Source organism: Paenibacillus sp. VTT E-133280 (genome assembly GCF_002264385.1).
In the GTDB taxonomy this organism is placed as follows: domain Bacteria; phylum Bacillota; class Bacilli; order Paenibacillales; family Paenibacillaceae; genus Paenibacillus_AQ; species Paenibacillus_AQ nitricinens.
Genome location: NZ_NFUX01000028.1, coordinates 46,082 through 66,311, shown reverse-complemented (window position 1 = coordinate 66,311; position 20,230 = coordinate 46,082). Strand labels below are relative to the sequence as shown.

Genomic DNA, 20,230 nt, shown 5'->3' with positions numbered 1-20,230 from the left:
AAAATAGTCTGCGGGCCATCGTCATGGTATAATCATGTGCACAATCACACCGAAAACCGGAGGCTGTATATGCTTACTTTTGAACAAAAATTAGCGATTCTCGACTCTTACCCCCAATTGGAACGTAAAAACGTATCCCTTGGGCGCGTGAACTATCACTACGAGGAAAGCCAGCATGATAAGAAAACCGTTGCTTACCATCTGCATCCTAATGGGAATGGTTATGTGTTCGCAGGCTTATTGCGGGGCTATGAGGCAGATGATAAGGGCCTTGTGAACATTCGCGACTACTCGGAATCCGAGCTGCGGAGTCTGCTGGATGCCACCATCACCTCACTGTCTATTTACATTCCGGATGCCCCTGTAGCCAGCAAAAGAAAGAAAAAGGCTGCGGCAGCAGCCGACTCATTCTGGACTAATGATGAGGGCCATACGCTGACTCTAAAACTTGAGGATGATTTATGGTATGTCTATGCCGACCTTAATCTAGAAATGGCCTTTGAGACCCTTGAGGAAGCTAAAGAATATTTAGCGGAAGAGGGATTTACAGCACAGGGGTAATAATGACTCTTATCAAAAAATAAAAAGAGGTGTCCAAAGGCCATTTTATCTGGCGATTCGGGCACCTCTTTTCAATTGGGAGCATGAAAGCTCTTTGAATAAAAATCTATTTATCTCACGCCTCAATATAACACTACCCATCAAACCCAAATTATGGTTAGATGAAGGAGAAGCTATATCCTATAGGGAAAGAAGCGTGAACGCACATGAGTTTCGAACTCGTAGAAGCCACTGTACCCGAGATCCAAGCTGCATTAGAATCCGGAGAAATCACGTCAAAACAACTAGTTCTCATGTATTATGAACGCATAGCTGATCATGACAAAAATGGCTTAACGATTAACTCTGTGCTAGAGATCAATCCGGATGCATTGTTTATCGCAGAATCTCTGGATGTGGAACGTGCGATCAAAGGCTCCCGAGGTCCTCTGCATGGCATCCCTGTGTTATTGAAGGATAACATCAATACTGGGGACAAAATGCATACTAGTGCGGGTTCGCTGGCTTTGGCGAATTCTTTTGCCGGGAAAGATGCGTTCATCGTTACCAAACTGCGTGAAGCCGGAGCAATTATTATGGGTAAAGCCAATATGACCGAATTCGCCAATTTTATGACCACCGGCATGCCCTCCGGTTACAGCTCCCGTGGCGGGCAAGTCCTTAACCCCTACAATATATCTACACCAACTGGCGGCTCCAGTAGTGGATCAGCGGTTGCTGTAGCCTGTAACTTCTGTACAGTCTCTGTCGGTACAGAAACCTCCGGATCGATCCTTAACCCCGGCAATTTGGGCTCTATTATTGGCATTAAGCCAACCGTTGGACTGCTCAGTCGTTCGGGAATTCTTCCGCTCTCCAACACGCAGGACACTGCGGGCCCTATGGCCAGAACGGTTCGTGATGCTGTTCTGCTGTTAAATGCCATGCTGGGCAACGATAATCATGATGCCGCCATGGGAACGAATATAGGTAAAATCCATGAGGATTACACTGTATTCCTCGACGAGAACGGCTTGCAAGGTGCCCGAATAGGTATCCCGCGTGATTATTATTTCGAGGAGCTAACAGAAGAACAACTTGCACTATTCAACGCTTCCGTAGACAGGATGAGAGAGCTCGGAGCGACCATCATTGATCCTGCGGATATAAAGACCGCTCGGGAAATTAGTTATTCTTCGGTAGTCTTAAACGAATTCAAAACAGCACTGAATGCTTATTTATCTCATTTGGGACCTGGCGCACCAATGCGAACCTTAAAGGATATTATTGATTTTAACCATGCGCATCCTGTGGAGACTTTGAGATATGGTCAAGCTACATTAATAGATGCGGAATATACCTCTTCCGGCACACAAACCGAATCCAAGTATTTACGAAACCGCGTGACTGACCTGAAGCTGTGCAAGGAAGATGGAATCGACGCTACTATGAAGGAATACAATCTGGATGCCCTGCTGTTCCCCGCCGATTTCGGCGCCAGAATTACCTCCAGAGCGGGATATCCGTCTATCGTTGTGCCTTCCGGTTATACATCAGCCGGCGCCCCTTTCGGTGTGACTTTCTCTGCGAAAGCTTATCAAGAGCCCACACTCATCAAGCTCGCCTATGCTTATGAACAAAATTACAAGGTGCGAAAAGCACCCTCGCTAAAGAGTTTTATCTAATCTCTTCTTATATTAAAAGGCCCATAAACGGTGATGTTCTCATTCACTGTTTACGGGCCTTTACTTTTCCAAAATCTACATATACTTACTCGTAGTCACGTTGATTCTCTTCATCGGCAATATTCTGAATTTCATCGGAGTGAATTAGAAACAACTCATATTCCCCTTCAGCATGCAGCTTCAACGCCCGCTCTTTAAAAAACTTCGGACTCCCCTCCGCCGCATCCTCATCATAAAAGAGCAGTATTCCGTCACTTTTGCGGAACAGCAGATCATCTCTGGCCCGAAACTGCCAACTACCGTCATAAGGGGCATTACTGACCGCCCCGAAGAAATCCGCACCCGCAATAATACGCCGATACTCGTTCTGCTTCTCTTCTTTCCACTTCTCTTCCTGTCCGGTATGCGCTGTAATGATCCCAAGCTTTAAGTCCGGATATTGCAGCTTAAGTTCGCTTACCACTTCGCATGCCCACAGATCCACACCATACTGGCCGGGCGTAATCACCCATTCCACGCCTTCTTCAATCAAAGGTTTTAATCGGTTAGCTAGTGCCTTTTTGATATAAGGAATCCCTAGATGCTTATTGTCAAAAATACCGAGCTCGTGCGCACGATACCCCGTTACTAGTAAAGTCTTCATGTGCTGCCTCTTTCCTGGTCGTCTCATTGCAGATTGTGCAACAGAATGCTACCTTTGGCTCCTATAAAATCATTCCATTGTACTTCGTGCAATAGATTTCGGAGAAATCCGTTAAAATAGGTGCTTTTCTCTTCTTTAAGTGTACAAAGTGCAATAGAATTCTTATCCCCCCTCATTTCAGGAGAATCTATTGTACAAAGTGCAACCTAGTGGGCTATAAAGCTCCACATATTTGTTCATTATATAACATTTGCATATTTCATTTCTTTAGGCAAACTCTCAGCGGAAATTAAGCAAACTTTCAGAACTGTTTGTTATATTTCTCCTAATCTATCTTTAACCTACTAAGGAGGAATAAAAAATGAGAAAGTTCGTCCCTATTCTAATATCTGGAGGCCTACTCGCTTCTCTATTATTGGCTGGCTGCAGCGCGAATTCGGAGGCCGAAGGAACAGCTGCTGCAAATAACCAAGCAGACAGGGGTTCAGCAGCCAAACAACCACAAGCAAACGGCAATCAACAAAATGGCAGACCCAATATGTCCATGAATTTCGGTAAGATTAAGAGTGTAAGCGATACTACCCTTACCCTCTATAAATCGGACATGTCTATGCCCCGACAAGGTGCTGGAGAAGGGGACGGGCAGAACAGTCAAGGCGGTACCCCACCGGAAAAACCTGATGGCGATCAAAATACAGGAAACGGCGCTGCGCCCGAGGGTGGGAAGCCACAAGGGGAAATGCCGGAAGGTGGCGGACAAGGCGGCGGGCCACAGGGAGGTAGAATGCAGCAAAGCTTCTCCGATGAAACCACAGACCTTACGATTGATGCGGATACTAAAATCGTAGCGGTTACCTTCGACAATGGCACGCGTCAAGAAAATGCAATCACCTTAGCAGAACTAAAGGCGGATGATATTATCCAATACACACTTAAATCAGATTCCACCGTGGCGGAGAGCATTACATTAAGTAGTGGCAATCCGGGTGGAGCTACTCCAGATGACAGCACGAGCAGCAGCAGCTAATGAAATGCTGCATAACAAAAAAAGATCTCCGGGGACAAGCTGGTCCCCGGAGATCTTTTTTTATACTACGAATTAGTTCTTATCCGACAAAATCAATACTCCACGGGCTGGCACAACAGCAGAACCGCTAACCTTATTGCCAGTCAGAAGATCCGTACGCTCAGTAGCACCAATATCCGCACTCAAATCACCAGTGGTGTGGTTCAGCAAGAATAGGTAGGATGCGCCTTCCTTCACACGTTGCACAGATTCGATACCTTCCGGTGCATTCACTAGCGGCTGAATGTTCTTGTCAGCACACAGATTGGCTAAGAATCCTTTCAAGAATCCCGCTTCTGGGCTGGTAGCCACGTAATACGCCTTACCCTCACCAAAGTTATTCACAGTCAAGGCTGGCATTCCTTTATAGAAATCAGATCCGTACTCTGCCAAAACCTCAGCACCTTCGGCATGAATCAGATCACAGAGCAGATCACATTTGTAAGAACCACTCAAATTGCCCCATGCCTTGTCCATCACAATCTCATTGCTCATCCCTGGCAGCAGTGCATCAATTTCCTCAGCCCAGATCCCTAGTACGTTGCGCAGTTCCCCAGGGTAGCCACCAACGGTTACGAGGTCGTTCTCATTAACAATCCCGCTGAAATAAGTCGTAATGAATGTTCCGCCTGCTTTTACAAAAGCTTCAACCTTCTCAGCAAAACCCGGCTTAACCATATACATCACAGGTGCGATAACAATCTCATATTTGAACAGATTCTCTTCTACACCGATCATATCGGCTTCGATATTTTGTTGGTAGAGTGCATCATAATATTTATGAATCTCATTCACATAATCCAAAGCTACGGATGGTCCGCTTGAAAGGTTGATAGCCCAGCGGTTTTCCCAGTCATAGATAATCCCTACTTTAGCTGCACTACGCGCATCCAATAGCTGATCTCCAAGTTGTCCAAGCTCTTTTCCTAGCTCAGCACATTCACGGAATACACGCGTGTGTTCATGTCCTACATGCTCAATAACAGCTCCATGATACTTCTCACATGCACCAATTGAACGACGCAGTTGGAAGAACAGAACAGTGTCTGCACCACGCGCAACAGCCTGATAACTCCATAAGCGCATAACCCCTGGACGTTTCAGAGAGTTATAGGGTTGCCAGTTCTGCTGGCTTGGCGTTTGCTCCATCAGCATGAAAGGTTGTCCATTCTTCAATCCACGCATGAGATCATGCGCCATGGCCGTGAAGCTGACTGGTGTATCGAGTGAAGGATAGTTGTCCCAAGAAATGACGTCCATATGTTTAGCCCACTCAAAATAGTCCAGTTCATCATAAAAGCCCATCAAGTTAGTGGTAACAGGTACGTTAGGACTGTGCTCCTTAATCGCATCACTCTCAATTTTGTAGCATTCCAGCAAGCTATGCGACATAAATCTACGGAAGTCTAAGGAAATGCCTTGGAAGTTGGTACGGTTACCATCCCATTCTTCACTTAGCTCACTAGGCAGTACAATTTCTTCCCAATCATAAAACGTATGTCCCCAAAAACGTGTATTCCACGCTTTGTTTAATGCATCCAGAGAGCCGTAACGATCCTTTAACCAGACACGGAACGCCGCTTCAGATAAATCAGAATAATCGTAGTTACTGAACTCATTCGAAACGTGCCAAGCTACCAGCGCCGGATGATCCTTATAACGTTCAGCCAGCTTTCCTGCCAGCTTCGCTGCAAACTTGCGGTAAACCGGACTGTTTGGATTCGAGTTATGACGTCCACCGAACTTGCGTTTTCTACCCTTCACATCAACACGAGTAACTTCAGGATAACGATGAGCCATCCAAGCTGGGTGCGCTCCTGTACCTGTTGCCAGACATACGTAAGTACCATTTTTATATAGTCTATCCATTAATTCATCTAGTGATGAGAAATCATAAGTGTCTTCGGAAGGTTGAATCAGCGCCCAGGAAAATACATTAATTGTGGCAACATCAATTCCTGCCAGCTTAAACATACGCTCATCCTCTGCCCATACAGGCGCATCCCATTGCTCTGGATTGTAATCTCCACCGTACCAAATCTTAGGTAATTTATCGTTAATCACACTTCGCACATCCTTTATTGTATAATTATATATATATTGTAATCGGTTAACCTGACGCTATAAATATAAAATAATCTTCCCGTCATATAAGAATATGGAACTAAGAGGAGATGGATTCATTGAAGGGAATCGTGCATCGTAGAATTGTGTTCCCCCATGAGGGTGGACAGCATCTACCTATCACATTAGACAGCATCGGTCACAATCATCAACAGGAAAAAGTATCTCGCTTAGATGGCTACGAAACCTATCATTGGCTCCAAACGGCGTCTGGTGAAGGGGTGATTCATTTTGAGAATGAAAGCTTCTCCCTCCCCGCAGGCAGTGGTGTATTACTTCTCCCCTATACTCCACATCGCTATGAAGCTTCTGCTGCTAACTGGAGCACCTCTTATCTAACGTTCGGAGGCAGCTCTGCAGGTTCTATTTTGGAGACGCTGGGGATGAATATGAATTCTTTTTACCGCTGGGAAAAAGAGGCACCTCTCTCCAAGCTGCTAAGAGAAATACTTGATCAGTATGATGCCTCACAGGATATGTTTGGTCTGACTGCCTCCACAGATGCTTATCGCTTTCTGCTTACTTTAAGCAAATATGGGCAACTACATAACAACACAACAATATCCCGCAATGTAGATAAGCTGCAGCCGCTACTGAAATGGATGGACAGTCATTATGGTGATCCTGATCTCGGACTTAACGATCTAGCCGATCAGCTCGGCGTCTCAGGGCGATATCTCAACAATCTATTCATACAGACCTTCGGGCTATCTCCTTATGCCTATTTCGTACGGCTACGTATCCGTAAAAGCAAAGAAATGCTCGTAAGCCAGCCGGATCTTACTGTAAAAATCATCTCGCAGAGAGTAGGCTTCCGTGATGTTAGCCATTATGTTGCCACCTTTCGCAAGCAGTCAGGGACTACACCGGAGCAGTTTAGACGACTTCACTAATACTCTATGGTGTATAGCTTAATCGCCTCCTGCGTAGTGAAATGCTACATAAGATTGCGTATGACAGAGCTCATCGCTGTGTGGCTCTCATTAGTATGGGCATGTGCGTCAGAGTAACTGCATTTAGTACACTTAAATCAGCCTGTTCAGCAGAAAATATCCATATAAGTGTATTCTGTGCAGTTATATTCTCAGCATTTGGCTGAGAACCGCGATACTTCGCATTATAGCTGCACTAAATACAACTAAATCCATTTCATAGCCCGAGAACTTTAAATAAGTGTAGAAAGTGCAGCTATTCCGCACCGCACCAACTCGCCATTTGCCCCAGCGTAACATTCTGCACCATTCCACTCGCCTACCACTCCAGCGTAACATGCTGCACCGCACCAACTAACTTGCCTCGACAGCTCCTCCGACCCAAGGAGCACATTCAATTGCACTTCATACATTAGAATGCACTTTTCCATCTCATTTCGAGCGTTCTGTTGTACTTCGTGCATTAGAATCTTGTGAAATCCATTAAAATGGAGGCTTTCCACCAATCTGATTGCACAATGTGCAACAGATCTCAAATTCCCCCACCCAAAAAGGAATTCTATTGCACAGAGTGCAATCCCATTCACAATCCCAAAGGATTCAATCATAGGTCGAAGGAGATAAGAACGCCCTCCCCATCAACGGTTACTAAGAATCCTTTCACATCTTCAGAATTTCTACACCATATGGCTCAAGCTGCAGCTCTCCTGAATAAATCGAGTGATCGAGCAGACTGCTATACTCTTGTGGCAAGGTGACTGTCACAGACTCCCGGCTCAAGTTAAGCAAGAATAAGAAGCTGCCTTGATCTCCCGAACGCACAGAGGCCTGTACTCCATCCGGCAGTCCCTCAAATCTAAACAGCCCCTGCTGTTTAGAAAGGCGCTCCAACAACACTGACCAGAAGCGCTCTTCCATATGCGTTCCAAAATAATAAACCTGACCCTTCCCAAAAGCATTAACGGTTACAGCCGGTGTTCCACTATAGAAATCATCGCTATACCAAGCAATCGGCCACGCCACAACTGGTCTCAGGATGTCGCACCACTGCGTGCATTCATATTGGTTCCCCTCAGCATCAACAACCTTATGGGTTTCAGCACCAATCGGATCATACTCCAGTACTTCAACCCCTGTGCAATAGCTCAGTAGTCCCGGCAGTGGCTGCATGACTGCGATGTTATTTGTAGTTTTCACGCCACTTCGGTTGGTAATGAGCAAGGTGCCGCCAGCTAGTGCAAAATCCTCCAAACTACGTACGATCTCCTCATCCAGCAAGTATAAATTTGGTGCGATCACTACTTTATATCCATCCAGTGGTTGTCTGAGGTCAATCACATCGCAGCCCAAGCCAAGCTTTGTCACTGCACGATGGATCTGTTTAATATTCTCATAATAATCAAATCCCTCAGCTTGAGGCTGAATATCCAGTGCGGCTTTCTCTTCATGAGAATGTAGAATCGCCACTTCATGCTTTAATGTCGTTCCAGTCAGCCTTTCCCCAAGTGTATTCACTTCATGGCATAGCTGAGTGAACTCTGCAAATCTGCGTCCTGGGACATTACTGTGATCAATCAGTCCATGCCAGAATTGCTCTGCACCTGCGGCTGCACTACGCCAACGGAAATGAACGACAGTATCTGCGCCTCTGGCTATCGTCTGCCACGCATAAGCACGAAGCATCCCAGGATACGGCGTTCTCCACATCGGCATCCAACAACCTGGTGAGCCGCTTAGCTGCTCCATGATCCAGAAGTTTTGACGTTTAATCCCTCGGGTTACGTCTAACGAAAGTGCTCCGCTACATGGTGTTGTCGCTTGCTTGGTTGGTGAAGTATTCGGATAATAGTCAAATGCAGCGATATCCAGATCAGCACCGACTGCGTACATATCCAGACGCTGCGGATAGCTGTGAAAGTTATGAGTGATAAAATGCTGCGGACAAACAGACCTCAAAATATCAATCTGCGTCTTCTGGAATGCTACCACCGAATCCCACTGAAACCGCTGATAATCTAGCAGAAACGATGGATTCTGATGTGGCGATCCGCCCAGTGGAACCGTAAGCTCATTCCAATCGCTGTATTCTCCACTCCACACAACCGTTCCCCACTCTACATTCACCCGATCAAGGCTGACATATTTGGCTTTTACCCAAGTGCGAAACGCTATATTGCAAGCGTCACAATGACAATCTAACATACCGAATTCATTGTCAGTCTGCCAGCCTATAACGGCCGGGTGTTCACTATAGTGCTCAGCAAGACGCTGGGTAATACGGCTTCCGTATTCACGTAAAGATGCACTGTTATAACAGCGATGTCCGCGTACCCCTGGGTGGAATATATCTCCGTTCGCAAACACTGGCAGCACGTCCGGAAATTTCGTAGTTAACCATCTAGGAGGTGTAGCAGTCGGCGTACCGATCACAACTTGCAGTTCATATTTGTGAAAAAGATCCAGCGCGCGATCCAGCCACCCGAACTGGTAATTCCCCTCCGTAGGCTCTAATCGGCTCCATGCAAACTCGGCGACTCGAACTACCTTAACACCTGTTTCCTTCATTAAACTGATATCCGGTTCCCACATGGATTCTTCCCAATGTTCCGGGTAATAGTCCACACCCATCTGAATAGGATCAAATCGTTTCATCGGCGCCCTCTCCCCTAGCTAAGATAAAAGGCGCTCCCCGTCTCATATTGATGAGGTATACGGAGAACGCCTTTGTGAACTACTTGTCCATTTTAATCTTTTTTATGAACGAGCTTTCCTTATTTCTTAAGCTTATCCCAAGCTGCTTGCATGCCAGTCATCCAGCCGTTCACATCCACTTTGCCAGCAATCATCTGTTGAATAACACTAGCAAATTCTTGGGTTACACCATCAGGGAATTTAGAGGATTGCAAACCATACACCTTGTCTTCTTTTACATAATTCCATACGTCAGATCCAAGCTTACCGATATCTTCAGGAGTAGCTTCGATTGTGGATAAAGCAGGAATGAATTTCCATTTTTTAACGATATACTCTTTACCCATATCAGAAGTTACCAACCAGTTCAAGAAGGTTTTAGCTTCTTCTTTAGATCCGGAATCTTTGTTTACAACAAGGTTAGCAGGAATACCTACAGTCATTTTATCGTTTTTCTCAGCATCTTCATTGATTGGCATTGGGAACATCCCGATGTTCATATCAGGTGTGATGTTATCTACAAGTGTCTGTGCCCAGTTCCCTTCTTGCATCATTGCGATTTCACCTTTAGCAAACATAGCCAAGTGAGTGTTAGCATCTGTGGTCAAAGGATTTTTTTGTCCGTATTTCAAAGTCAGGTTGAGCAAGTTGCTCCAATCTTCAAACACTTTGTTACCTACGATTGTACCCGTACCCTCATTCAAGCTCTTAATGAAGCCATTTACATCGTCTTGTTGTGCAAATGCTACGCTAATGCCTTGGTTACCAAGGAGCCACCATTCTTGATATGCATTACCAAAAGGAGTTACGTCAATGGCTTGTAGTTTCTTAGCCGCTTCTTCTAGTTGTGACAATGTTTTTGGAGTTTCAGTGATGCCTGCTTTTTCAAACAGGTCTTTGTTATATACAAATCCAATACCTTCAAGGTTCATTGGCATACCGTATACTTTACCGTCTTTAGTCATTGGCTCTGCAGCCATAGGAATCAGATCTTTCACCCAAGGTTGGTCGGACAGATCCTCCATCTTATCTCCCCAAAGCTCCATTTCAGCATATCCACCATTGGAGAAAATGTCAGGTGCGTCGCCGGAAGCAAACTTCGTCTTCAGTGCTGCTGCGTAATCCGCACCACCACCAACGGTTTGGATATCCAGCTTGATGTTAGGGTATTCTTTTTCAAATTCAACCTTGAGCTCATTCAGACCTTCAACGATTTCAGTTTTGAACTGAAAGATTTTAACCGTTTTTACTTCGCCTTTATCCGTGCCAGCGCTTCCATTTTGTGAGTTACTAGAAGCGTTATTGCCTCCACCACATGCTGTTAATGCTAAACTCATAGCCATTACTGCCGAAAGTGCAACTGCCGAGCGTTTCTTATTCATTATGTTTTCCCCCTTAAGATTGTGGATCAAGTCTACAATATTTGGAACGGAGGGCTCGGTGTTAACCTTTCACCGAGCCAGCCGCTATTCCCTCAACAATGTAACGCTGCATAAACAGATAGAAGATGATAATTGGAGCAATCCCGATTACGAGAGCCGGAAGCGCCATATCCCATTGCTTGGTGTATTGACCAAAGAAGGAGAAGGTCGCCAGCGGAATGGTACGAAGTTCTGGTGCCTGAAGAATCAAGGAAGGCAGCAGATAATCATTCCATATTCCAAGTGCATTCAGCACGATCGTTGTCATTACCATTGGCTTCAGCAAGGGAAGTACTATGCGGAAGAATACGGTAATTGGATTACATCCGTCAACTGTTGCCGCCTCTTCGATTTCAAGCGGAACGGACTTGATAAAACCGTGGAACAGGAAGATTGCCATTGGAACACTGATCCCTAGATTCGTAATGATCAATCCTAGGAAGGAGTTGTTTACTCCAATTACATTTACGACTTTCAAGATTGGAATCATGATCGTTTGAAACGGAACAACCATTGCAGCTACGAACAACAGCAGCAAAAATTGATTGAATTTCGTATTCGCCCGAACCATACGATAAGAAGCCATCGCACTAAACAGAGAGATCAGAATAACACTGATAACCGTTATGATAACCGAATTTCGGAAAGCTTCACCAAACCGTGCCAATTTCCAAGCATTTGTATAGTTCGACCACATAAATGTCTGTGGCCAGCTTGCGGCATCACTCAGAATTTCACCGAAGGATTTCACTGAGTTCGCAAGTAAGAAATAAAATGGAGAGAGGAAGAGAAGGGCAAGAAGAATCATCAACACCTCTACGCCGATATTCCATCTGCCTTTTGACTTAGCGTTCATTAAGCTTCTACCTCCTTGCTCTTCGTAATACGGACCTGAATCAGAGTGATAATCGCTACGATAACAAAGAACAGCAGCGCTTTAGCAGTACCCAGACCGTAACGATTGTTCAGGAAGGCTTCATTGTAAATATTCATGGCAACCGACTCTGTAGATTTGAACGGTCCACCTTTCGTCAAGGAAAGGTTAAGGTCGAACATTTTGAAGGACCAAGAAATCGCTAGGAACAATCCGATAGTTACAGCAGGCATGATCAATGGAACTACAATGCTTCGCAGGACCTGCCAACGGGAGGCACCATCAATATCAGCCGCTTCCAATACTTCTTTCGATACGTTACTTAGAGAAGCGATGTAGATAACCATCAGATAACCAGATGACTGCCAAACAAAAACCATCACAATCGCCCAGAAGCCGGTTGTTGCATCACCCAGCCAAGGAAGATTAAAGAACGACCAGCCGGTGAGTTCTCCCATCGTTGCGAACCCTTTGATGAAGATAAATTGCCAGATGAACCCAAGCAACAATCCCCCAATAACGTTCGGCATAAAGAAAATAGTCCGAAGCATGTTCCGTGTCTTTAAAGGTTTCGTTAACAGATAAGCTAGAAAGAATCCTACCACGTTAGTCAAAACAACACCTAACACAGTAAATCTTACTGTAAACCAAAAGGAAGACCAGAAGTCGGGGTCATTCGTAAATATAGTGGAGAAGTTTTGAAATCCGACCCAACTTACATGACCAGATACACCGTTCCAGTCTGTGAAAGAGTAATACATCCCCATGATGAATGGGATAATCGTTATTAAGGTAAAAAACAAGACTGCAGGACCAACGAAAAATGCTTGTTGACCTAACTGGGACAACTTAGTGCCGCGCATTTATTGTCCCCCCCTTTCTTTTGCTCACTTACTTGTTTATGCTTTATACACATATTATCTGTTTTTTTGAGGCTACCTCACACCTACGGAAGTGATCTTTCAGGTGTAAAATATTGATCGGATGTGACAAATTTCGATGAAATGGAACACGATTCGCACAAAAATGATCGTTTTCATCCTACTCCCAACTTTAATCTGCATTATGGCCACAATGTTTATAAGTTACCACTTTAGTACTCAATCCTTAAGAACAAGAGCAGTAGATGAGAATACGAATCTTCTCTTTCAAGGCACTAAAAATATCCAAAGTCTGATTCAGGAGCTGAATCGACTCTCCCTTATCGTTTATTCAGATTCAGAATTCTACAGGTCACTGGAAGCCGGATACGAGGATATGCTAGCCAATGCAAGAATCTACTCTTCTCTGAATTATATTTCATCCTCTATGCCTGACATCTCTCAGGTCTATTTATACGGTGTCAAAGAAAACACAGCTACTCTGCTTACCCAGAGTACACCGAAACGTTGGCAGGGTATCCCACCTTATCCTGACTCCAAAATCACTACCGAGTCTACGGTATCCATACAGAGCACGCATATAAGTCATAGCTACGGCCTAACGGCACCGATCCCGCAGTTCGTACCAGAACCAGTGTTTACCTTGCATAGAAGAATTGAAAAGGTCCCTACCACAAAGGCACTTGGCTACCTGTCGATTGATGTCAAGCTAACAGCGCTAACCGACATCATCAGTCAGTTATATGACCAGAAGCAAGAGAACATCTGGCTGCTGGATGGCAGCGGAAACATTGTCTATGGGGACAATAGCGAAGAATACGGTAAGAAACTGAAAGGTAATTGGTACAATGCACACATCGCGGGAAATCCTAGCCCACAGGGCTACTTTGAAGAGGATAAAGCCATGTTTATTTACCAGAATATCGAAGGTCCAGGATTGAAATGGACACTGGTAAAGCAGATTCCTGTTTCCTATCTTTTCCGAGAAGCCAATGAAGCGGCAAAGATTAATATAGCACTGATGGTCCTGCTGTTGATTACCATTACTACACTAACAATCCTAATCTCTTTTCGAATCACAGCCCCGATTAAGCAGTTGACCCGCTATATGAATCAGGTCCAGACCGGGAAGCTTGATATCGATATCCGCCCCATGGGCAAAGACGAGATCGGTGTCGTTACAGAGCGGTTCCGCAGTATGATGGATACGATCAACAATCTGATCCTGAGAGAGTATAAGCTGGAATTAACGAATAAAACGAATGAGCTGCGGGCTTTGCAAGCGCAGATCAATCCGCATTTTCTCAACAACACCTTGCAAATCATCGGTACGCTTGCCTTGGAGCTTAAGGTACCCCAAATCTATTCTCTTCTTTCGGCGCTTGCGAAAATGATGCGTTACAGCATGTACAATGAGGAGAAGATTGTCACCGTTAAAGACGAGCTGGATCATGTCAAAGCTTATATTGAATTGCAAAAGGAACGTTTTGAAAATAAATTCAGTTTCCGTTACGATATGGAGGAATCTCTTTTAGAGACATTTATGCCTAAAATGATTCTGCAGCCTATTGTAGAAAATTATTTCAAACATGGGTTTAATCATTCCCGTACGGATGGATTCATTGAGATCACCGCAGCAAGAGCAGGTGACAAGCGGATGGAAATTCGTATCCAAAACAACGGAAATGCCATTCCTTCTGCGAAACTGGATCTTCTACGGCAGAAACTTCAACATTCCACTAGAACAGATATTGATTTATTAAGAAATTCTGAGCAAGACAAGGAAGCTGCTGGATCTGGTATTGGTCTGCCGAACGTTCTGGCACGGCTCAAGCTAGTATGCGGAGACAGTGCCCTCTTGACTGTGGACAACCTCAGAGCGGGTGGAGTGGTTGTAAGACTGGAAATAGACATTATAGCGGAGCGTGAGACGATATGAAGGCGTTAATTGTTGATGACGAAGCGAGAGTTAGAAAAGCAGTTAGACTTCTTGTTGACTGGGACGCGCATCAAATCGATGGGATTCTGGAAGCCGGAAACGGAAATGAGGCCATAGAGATTATTCGGCAAGCAAAACCCGCCTTAGTCATTATGGACATGATGATGGAATCCGGCAATGGCATAGAGTTAATGACATGGGTTAACGAATTTGCCGGCAACACCAAGTTTATTGTGGTCAGCGGACATAATGACTTCGAGTTCGTCCGCCAGACCGTACGCCATGGAGGGATTGATTACATCCTTAAACCCATTGAAGCAGAGGCCATCAATGTTGCAGTCGCTAAGGCAGTGACTGCCTGGCGTTCAGAGGAAGCTGATCGGAGCGAGCGACAGAAGCAGAGTATTCAGCTCAATGAGTTCAAGCCCATCTACGGAGAAAAGCTTCTATCCGCGTTAATCGATGATCCGATCAACTCGGAATTATCCTTCCGAAGATTATGTAACGATGGCATTATCCCGGACAATGTCCTCACTTCGCGCTTAATCCTGGTGCAGACAGACACAGGAAATAATCTCCTGCTCAAACGTTTTGGAGGAGACACTGGACTCATGAATTACGCAATCGTCAATATATGCAATGAATTTCTACAAGGTCAGCATAAGGGTGTGGCCTTTCGTTACTGGGGAGGTCCTTCGGAGATTGCCATTATTCTATGGGATATTCAAACGTCAGTTGTCGAGCTTATAGGTAAAATTAATCATGGTATCTACGCTACCCTACAGGTCCGAATGCATTTCGGAATTAGCTGTATCGGTAGCCTGCCTAAGCAATTACCTTCTCAGCGTGCAGAAGTGGCCGAGGCCCTGCAGCGTCGAAATTTATTAGTTCATGAGGATTACTGCCATTTCTCCAGTTCTTCTGAAGAGTTTAAAGAGCGAAATGAAATCTCAAAGCCAAAAATTCAAGGAAATGCATCTCCGACGATCTTTGCTCGTGTGAAGGAGGATTGGAAAATGGCAGTCATCAGTGGAAGCCCTGAAGTTATATCCTCAGCAGCGCAGCACTGGGTAGATGAGCTTAGCCGAGGTGGTATTGTTACACCAGAGATCCTAAACTCATGGAAGAATGATGCTCTTTTATTCCGTTCCCAGTTAGTACGTGAAATGTTAGGCCCTGATGCCGATAGCGCACTAGCCGAGCTAGAACAGGCCGACCAGCTTCATCCGGCCCCTTATACGAACGGATACTCGTTCTCCTTATTTGCCTGGCGTGACTGGTCATTTGACCTGATGGAGCGACTGTCAGAAGTATTCTCGGCTAAACAAGCTAAAGAACGTAATCCTATGCATGACATCGTGAAATATATTGAACTCAATTACGCCTCCGATCTTTCCCTACAGGAGGTTGCCAGTAAGTTCTATGTTAGCCGCGAATATATATCACGCCGATTTAAACAGGAATACGGCATTAATTTCTCTGATTATATCGTTAACATCCGGATAGATAAAGCTAAGCTGCTTATGCAGAACCCTCGGCTTAGGCTGTCGCAAATTTCTGAAATGGTCGGGTTTCATGATGTGAAATACTTTAGCAAAGTCTTCAAGAAACAGATTGGGGCATCACCTAAGGACTACCGAAACCAGACTAAAATTTAATTCATACCTCGCTACGAGAAAACGATTGTCTCCTTTATGGAAGACAACCGTTTCTCGCACAAATATAAGGATAATGTATAGCGTGAAACTTAAATTCTTATATTTTTAAAAAGGCGTCCGCAACCGTCTTGCCGGCTTCGCCATTCGGATGCGGGTCGTCTGTTCCACTCATATACTCCGGTCTGATAAGATGATCATCTGGTGCAGGTAATGACAATAGGCTTGCTATATCAAACACCCGGCTCACACCTATAGGCGGATTGGACAAAATCTCACGATTCACCTTGCGCCAAGTCTCTTCTCTCTCGCCCTGGAAATTGAATGGCGGTACCGTACCTAGAATAATACTAGCTTCAGCATTTGCCCCCTTGATCTTAGAAATAAGGGTCTGCAAATCACCAAGAAGCTCGTCCGCCGAACGGCAGCCAATATCAATGTCATTTACTCCGAGTACGATCATCACTTCATCACTCTGCTTAGCTTTGTTTAGCCATGGGCCATCCGCGGCCACATCATAAGCTCGAGCCCAGCCAGAGCCGAGATTCCATACCCCAATATCCGTGCTAAGGCCATCCGCAATTCTCGCAACCCAATATTCGTACGCATCCTTTAAGGTCCGCACACCTTGAGTAATCGAATCCCCCAGAAATACTAGTCTCTTGGTAACAGATTTCTTATACCCAATAAAGCTTGGCAGTACCAAAAGATTATCAGACACAGTAAAACCATCCGCTGATTGCTGTGCAGCAAGATTTCCAGGCCCGTCATAAGCTGTAGCCAGCATCCCTTCTACATTGAAAGGAATCGATTTGCCTGCAGTGAGCGTCTTAATCGTCCACGTAAATGCCAAGTAATGACCCTCCGGTAGAACAATGCTTGTCTCATCACTCCAGAAACATTCACCAGCCGCAACGGTTTTTGAGGCTTTGCTCTCAAAGGTAAGCGCATGCTGTGTATTTTCAGTTATCGTTCCGTCTGGTTCTGTTCCTCCGTCAGCGATATAAGCTGTCTCGATAACCCAGTCGCCTCCAGGTTCACTGCCTACAGCTTCTTGCCCTTGATCCCATGTAGAATCCACCGCATTGCTATGCCAGAACTTTAACTTTAACGTACCATTTTCCCTTAAACGAATATAAGTCCGGAACGTATGCGTAAACGGTTCTTGCCTATTCATTATAAAATTCGCTGCAGTTGAAAGAACCGTTGCTGAGGTATAATCCGTCTGGTTCAATACTCCACTTCCCTTGGTTAAATTAGTATCCATAACGTTTCCCCCGTTATTCAGTAAGATTGTAACACTAAAACCTCTCCAATAAACTAAGGGAACAGATCGTCCACCCTGTTTACAAGAGAGGTTATGGCTATATCAATATGCTTTAAGAAACAATCTTATTTCAATGTGATCGTAAACGATACGGTTTTTGCACCTGCGTTTACTTTTACTGTATTTTCATCTACTTGCTCTGCACCTGCTACAGAAGCGATAGCTCCCAGATCTTTAAGGGAAAGCGAGAATTCTTTACCGCTGCCTTCCGCAGTAACTGTTACCATACCGCCTTTACGGTCAGCCTTCACAGTCAATTCAGGAGCACCTTTAAGATCACGAACGGTTGCAGAAGTCGTGGTGCCATCTTCAAGTGAATACAAGCCAAATTTCACGCCATTCGCATAGTCGTAATCCGGTTTGTTATCCACACTGCCAATTGCCAGCAAGGAATTCTGGCGAACGAATAGGGGCAGGCTAAAGAAATCATATTTCTCTTTGCGCCATGATCCGCCCTGTACGGTTTCACCAGTAAGCAGGTGAGTCCAGCGACCAGCCGGCAAGTAGTACTTCGCTTCACCGTTTTCTTGGAAGATAGGGGCTACAAGCAAGGATTCACCTAGCATGTATTGACGATCCAACACCTCGCAGGTAGGATCTTCCGGGAATTCCATAACCATAGCCCGCATAGAAGCCCAGCCATGTTCATGAGCCTGTCCTGCTACATCATACAGATATGGCATCAAGCTACATTTAAGTTTGGTGAAGAAACGCGTAACATCACAAGCTTCATCATCATAAGCCCAAGGCACACGGTACGAAGTGCTACCATGCAGACGGCTGTGACTGGACAATAGTCCAAACGCCAACCAGCGTTTAAATACATGTGCCGGAGCCGTGTTCTCGAATCCGCCGATATCATGACTCCAGAAACCGAAACCTGACAAGCCCAGAGACAATCCACCACGAAGGCTCTCCGCCATGGATTCATAATCTGCGTAGCAGTCACCGCCCCAGTGAACCGGGAACTGTTGGCCACCGGCAGTTGCAGAACGTGCGAACAATGCTGCTTCATTCTTACCAAGCTTCTCTTCTAGCACTTCAAATACAACCTTGTTGTACAGTTGCGTGTAATAGTTGTGCATTTTCATCGGATCAGATCCATCGAAGTAAACTACATCTGTAGGAATACGCTCGCCGAAGTCTGTCTTGAAGCTATCTACACCCATATCTACCAAATCACGCAGGTAGCCGGCATACCATTCACAAGCCGCAGGGTTGGTAAAGTCCACCAGCGCCATTCCCGCTTGCCAAAGATCACATTGATAAACGTCACCGTTAGGTTTTTTGAGCAGATAACCATTTTTCTTGCCTTCTTCAAACAAGCGGGAACGTTGCCCGATATAAGAGTTGATCCATACGCAGATCTTCAGCCCTTTTTCTTTCAGGCGTTTCAGCATGCCTACTGGATCAGGGAATACGCGCTCATCCCACTGGAAATCGGTCCATTGATATTCACGCATCCAGAAACAATCGAAGTGGAATACACTCAGTGGTAAATCGCGCTCTGCCATACCATCTACGAAAGAGTTTACGGTTGCTTCATCGTAGTCGGTAGTGAAAGAAGTCGTCAGCCACAGGCCGAATGTCCAAGCTGGCGGAAGTGCAGGTTTGCCAGTAAGTGAGGTATAGTTACTGATCACTTCCTTAATGGTAGGACCATCAATCACGAAGTATTCCAGGCTTTCTCCAGCTACACTGAATTGCGCTTTTTTCACTTTTTCCGAAGCGATCTCATAAGAAACCAGCTCAGGATGGTTAACAAATACGCCATAGCCTTTGCTGCTTACATAGAAAGGAACGTTCTTATAAGCTTGCTCGGAGCTAGTACCACCGTCTTTATTCCAAAGATCTACGGTCTGTCCATTCTTTACAAAAGCGGTAAAACGCTCGCCCAAACCATATACGAATTCACCTACACCGAGATCCAGCTCTTCACGCATATACGTGTTGCCGTCTTGATCTGTGATATAAGCCATGGACTTGAAACCGCTGCCTGTAATTCTCTCGTCTCCACGATAGAAATCCACAGCCCATTGTTGGCCTTTGCGAATCACTACACGAAGTCCGCCGCTGATCAGTACAGTCTCGGAATCGGTTTCTTCAATCTTAACATGATCTCCAGTACCTTTTGTGAGTTCGAAGACTGGACCGCGTTCTTGTACGCCATCATGATGAATAATCTTAACCCCTACCACACCTGGAAGCGGGGAATGAAATTTTACAGTAAGCAGGGTTGAGTTCAGCGTCGCTGAACGCCCTGTGATTGGAGTGGTTTGAGTAATTGCTGTTAATCCTTCTGGAGTCTTTTCTACAACATAATTTTGAACTGCACCGTTAATCGTGATACCATCACGCACCAGCCAGAGACCATCAGTGAATTTCATTGTGTACTTGCCACCTTTCAATTTGGTGTTTATAGTTGCATTATACCGATAAAAAATAAACAAAA

General features: G+C 45.1%; 15 protein-coding genes. 6 read left to right on the top strand and 9 right to left on the bottom strand.

Annotation, left to right across the window (positions count from 1 at the left end; translation table 11 throughout):
• The first annotated feature begins 69 nt into the window (after positions 1 to 69).
• A complete protein-coding gene (locus tag CA600_RS14265) occupies positions 70 to 561 on the top strand; it encodes a hypothetical protein (protein WP_094870784.1) in 492 nt (163 codons plus the stop codon).
• A 206-nt stretch (positions 562 to 767) separates the two neighbouring features.
• The gene (locus CA600_RS14260) at positions 768 to 2,225 is read left to right on the top strand and encodes an amidase family protein (protein ID WP_094870782.1); all 1,458 of its coding nucleotides are present in this window, start codon (positions 768 to 770) and stop codon (positions 2,223 to 2,225) included.
• An 85-nt stretch (positions 2,226 to 2,310) separates the two neighbouring features.
• On the opposite strand, the gene CA600_RS14255 is transcribed toward CA600_RS14260, so the two are convergent.
• Positions 2,311 to 2,868 (bottom strand): DUF1273 domain-containing protein, encoded by a 558-nt coding sequence (locus CA600_RS14255; RefSeq protein WP_042185074.1) that lies wholly within the window; start codon positions 2,866 to 2,868, stop codon positions 2,311 to 2,313.
• 361 nt (positions 2,869 to 3,229) lie between these two features.
• On the opposite strand from CA600_RS14255, the gene CA600_RS14250 reads away from it, so the two are divergent.
• Positions 3,230 to 3,895 carry a hypothetical protein gene (locus CA600_RS14250; protein WP_094870780.1) on the top strand — a complete coding sequence of 222 codons (666 nt, stop codon included), beginning with the start codon at positions 3,230 to 3,232 and terminating at the stop codon, positions 3,893 to 3,895.
• A gap of 72 nt (positions 3,896 to 3,967) precedes the next feature.
• Here CA600_RS14250 and CA600_RS14245 read toward each other — a convergent pair whose 3' ends face one another.
• Positions 3,968 to 5,998, bottom strand: coding sequence for a beta-galactosidase (locus tag CA600_RS14245; protein WP_094870778.1), 2,031 nt, complete (start codon positions 5,996 to 5,998; stop codon positions 3,968 to 3,970).
• Positions 5,999 to 6,117: 119 nt separating this feature from the next.
• On the opposite strand from CA600_RS14245, the gene CA600_RS14240 reads away from it, so the two are divergent.
• Positions 6,118 to 6,951, top strand: a complete 834-nt coding sequence (locus CA600_RS14240; protein ID WP_256989850.1) for an AraC family transcriptional regulator — start codon at positions 6,118 to 6,120, stop codon at positions 6,949 to 6,951.
• Between the two features lie 272 nt (positions 6,952 to 7,223).
• On the opposite strand, the gene CA600_RS30930 is transcribed toward CA600_RS14240, so the two are convergent.
• The 5 genes from CA600_RS30930 to CA600_RS14215 form a co-directional block, all read right to left on the bottom strand.
• The gene (locus tag CA600_RS30930; RefSeq protein ID WP_143812381.1) at positions 7,224 to 7,526 is read right to left on the bottom strand and encodes a hypothetical protein; all 303 of its coding nucleotides are present in this window, start codon (positions 7,524 to 7,526) and stop codon (positions 7,224 to 7,226) included.
• Positions 7,527 to 7,650: 124 nt separating this feature from the next.
• Complete coding sequence (locus tag CA600_RS14230) at positions 7,651 to 9,642, bottom strand: beta-galactosidase (protein WP_094870772.1); 1,992 nt, start codon at positions 9,640 to 9,642, stop codon at positions 7,651 to 7,653.
• Positions 9,643 to 9,761: 119 nt separating this feature from the next.
• Positions 9,762 to 11,063 (bottom strand): ABC transporter substrate-binding protein, encoded by a 1,302-nt coding sequence (locus tag CA600_RS14225; protein WP_094870771.1) that lies wholly within the window; start codon positions 11,061 to 11,063, stop codon positions 9,762 to 9,764.
• 61 nt (positions 11,064 to 11,124) lie between these two features.
• A complete protein-coding gene (locus CA600_RS14220; RefSeq protein ID WP_094870770.1) occupies positions 11,125 to 11,958 on the bottom strand; it encodes a carbohydrate ABC transporter permease in 834 nt (277 codons plus the stop codon).
• On the bottom strand, positions 11,958 to 12,839 hold the full coding sequence (locus CA600_RS14215) for a carbohydrate ABC transporter permease (protein ID WP_094870769.1): 882 nt from the start codon (positions 12,837 to 12,839) through the stop codon (positions 11,958 to 11,960). Before CA600_RS14215 ends, CA600_RS14220 begins: the two co-directional genes overlap by 1 nt.
• Positions 12,840 to 12,975: 136 nt before the next feature.
• Between CA600_RS14215 and CA600_RS14210 the strand changes: the two genes are divergently transcribed.
• Positions 12,976 to 14,796: a cache domain-containing sensor histidine kinase gene (locus CA600_RS14210; protein WP_094870768.1), complete on the top strand. Its 1,821-nt coding sequence runs from the start codon at positions 12,976 to 12,978 to the stop codon at positions 14,794 to 14,796.
• Complete coding sequence (locus tag CA600_RS14205) at positions 14,793 to 16,454, top strand: helix-turn-helix domain-containing protein (RefSeq protein WP_094870767.1); 1,662 nt, start codon at positions 14,793 to 14,795, stop codon at positions 16,452 to 16,454. Before CA600_RS14210 ends, CA600_RS14205 begins: the two co-directional genes overlap by 4 nt.
• 97 nt (positions 16,455 to 16,551) lie before the next feature.
• Here the strand turns inward: CA600_RS14205 and CA600_RS14200 are convergent, their stop codons facing one another.
• Both CA600_RS14200 and yicI read right to left on the bottom strand, forming a co-directional pair.
• A complete protein-coding gene (locus tag CA600_RS14200) occupies positions 16,552 to 17,718 on the bottom strand; it encodes an SGNH/GDSL hydrolase family protein (RefSeq protein WP_094870766.1) in 1,167 nt (388 codons plus the stop codon).
• A 125-nt stretch (positions 17,719 to 17,843) separates the two neighbouring features.
• Complete coding sequence (gene yicI, locus CA600_RS14195; protein ID WP_094870765.1) at positions 17,844 to 20,165, bottom strand: alpha-xylosidase; 2,322 nt, start codon at positions 20,163 to 20,165, stop codon at positions 17,844 to 17,846.
• Positions 20,166 to 20,230: the final 65 nt, after the last annotated feature.

What these genes read in the sequence shown, in the direction of transcription:
- CA600_RS14200 (WP_094870766.1), bottom strand. Translation starts at nt 17,718, where the DNA reads ATGGATACTAATTTAACCAAGGGAAGTGGAGTATTGAACCAGACGGAT.
- CA600_RS14205 (WP_094870767.1), top strand. Translation starts at nt 14,793, where the DNA reads ATGAAGGCGTTAATTGTTGATGACGAAGCGAGAGTTAGAAAAGCAGTT.
- CA600_RS14225 (WP_094870771.1), bottom strand. Translation starts at nt 11,063, where the DNA reads ATGAATAAGAAACGCTCGGCAGTTGCACTTTCGGCAGTAATGGCTATG.
- CA600_RS14260 (WP_094870782.1), top strand. Translation starts at nt 768, where the DNA reads ATGAGTTTCGAACTCGTAGAAGCCACTGTACCCGAGATCCAAGCTGCA.
- yicI (WP_094870765.1), bottom strand. Translation starts at nt 20,165, where the DNA reads ATGAAATTCACTGATGGTCTCTGGCTGGTGCGTGATGGTATCACGATT.
- CA600_RS14265 (WP_094870784.1), top strand. Translation starts at nt 70, where the DNA reads ATGCTTACTTTTGAACAAAAATTAGCGATTCTCGACTCTTACCCCCAA.
- CA600_RS14255 (WP_042185074.1), bottom strand. Translation starts at nt 2,868, where the DNA reads ATGAAGACTTTACTAGTAACGGGGTATCGTGCGCACGAGCTCGGTATT.
- CA600_RS14210 (WP_094870768.1), top strand. Translation starts at nt 12,976, where the DNA reads ATGAAATGGAACACGATTCGCACAAAAATGATCGTTTTCATCCTACTC.
- CA600_RS14250 (WP_094870780.1), top strand. Translation starts at nt 3,230, where the DNA reads ATGAGAAAGTTCGTCCCTATTCTAATATCTGGAGGCCTACTCGCTTCT.
- CA600_RS14220 (WP_094870770.1), bottom strand. Translation starts at nt 11,958, where the DNA reads ATGAACGCTAAGTCAAAAGGCAGATGGAATATCGGCGTAGAGGTGTTG.
- CA600_RS14215 (WP_094870769.1), bottom strand. Translation starts at nt 12,839, where the DNA reads ATGCGCGGCACTAAGTTGTCCCAGTTAGGTCAACAAGCATTTTTCGTT.
- CA600_RS14230 (WP_094870772.1), bottom strand. Translation starts at nt 9,642, where the DNA reads ATGAAACGATTTGATCCTATTCAGATGGGTGTGGACTATTACCCGGAA.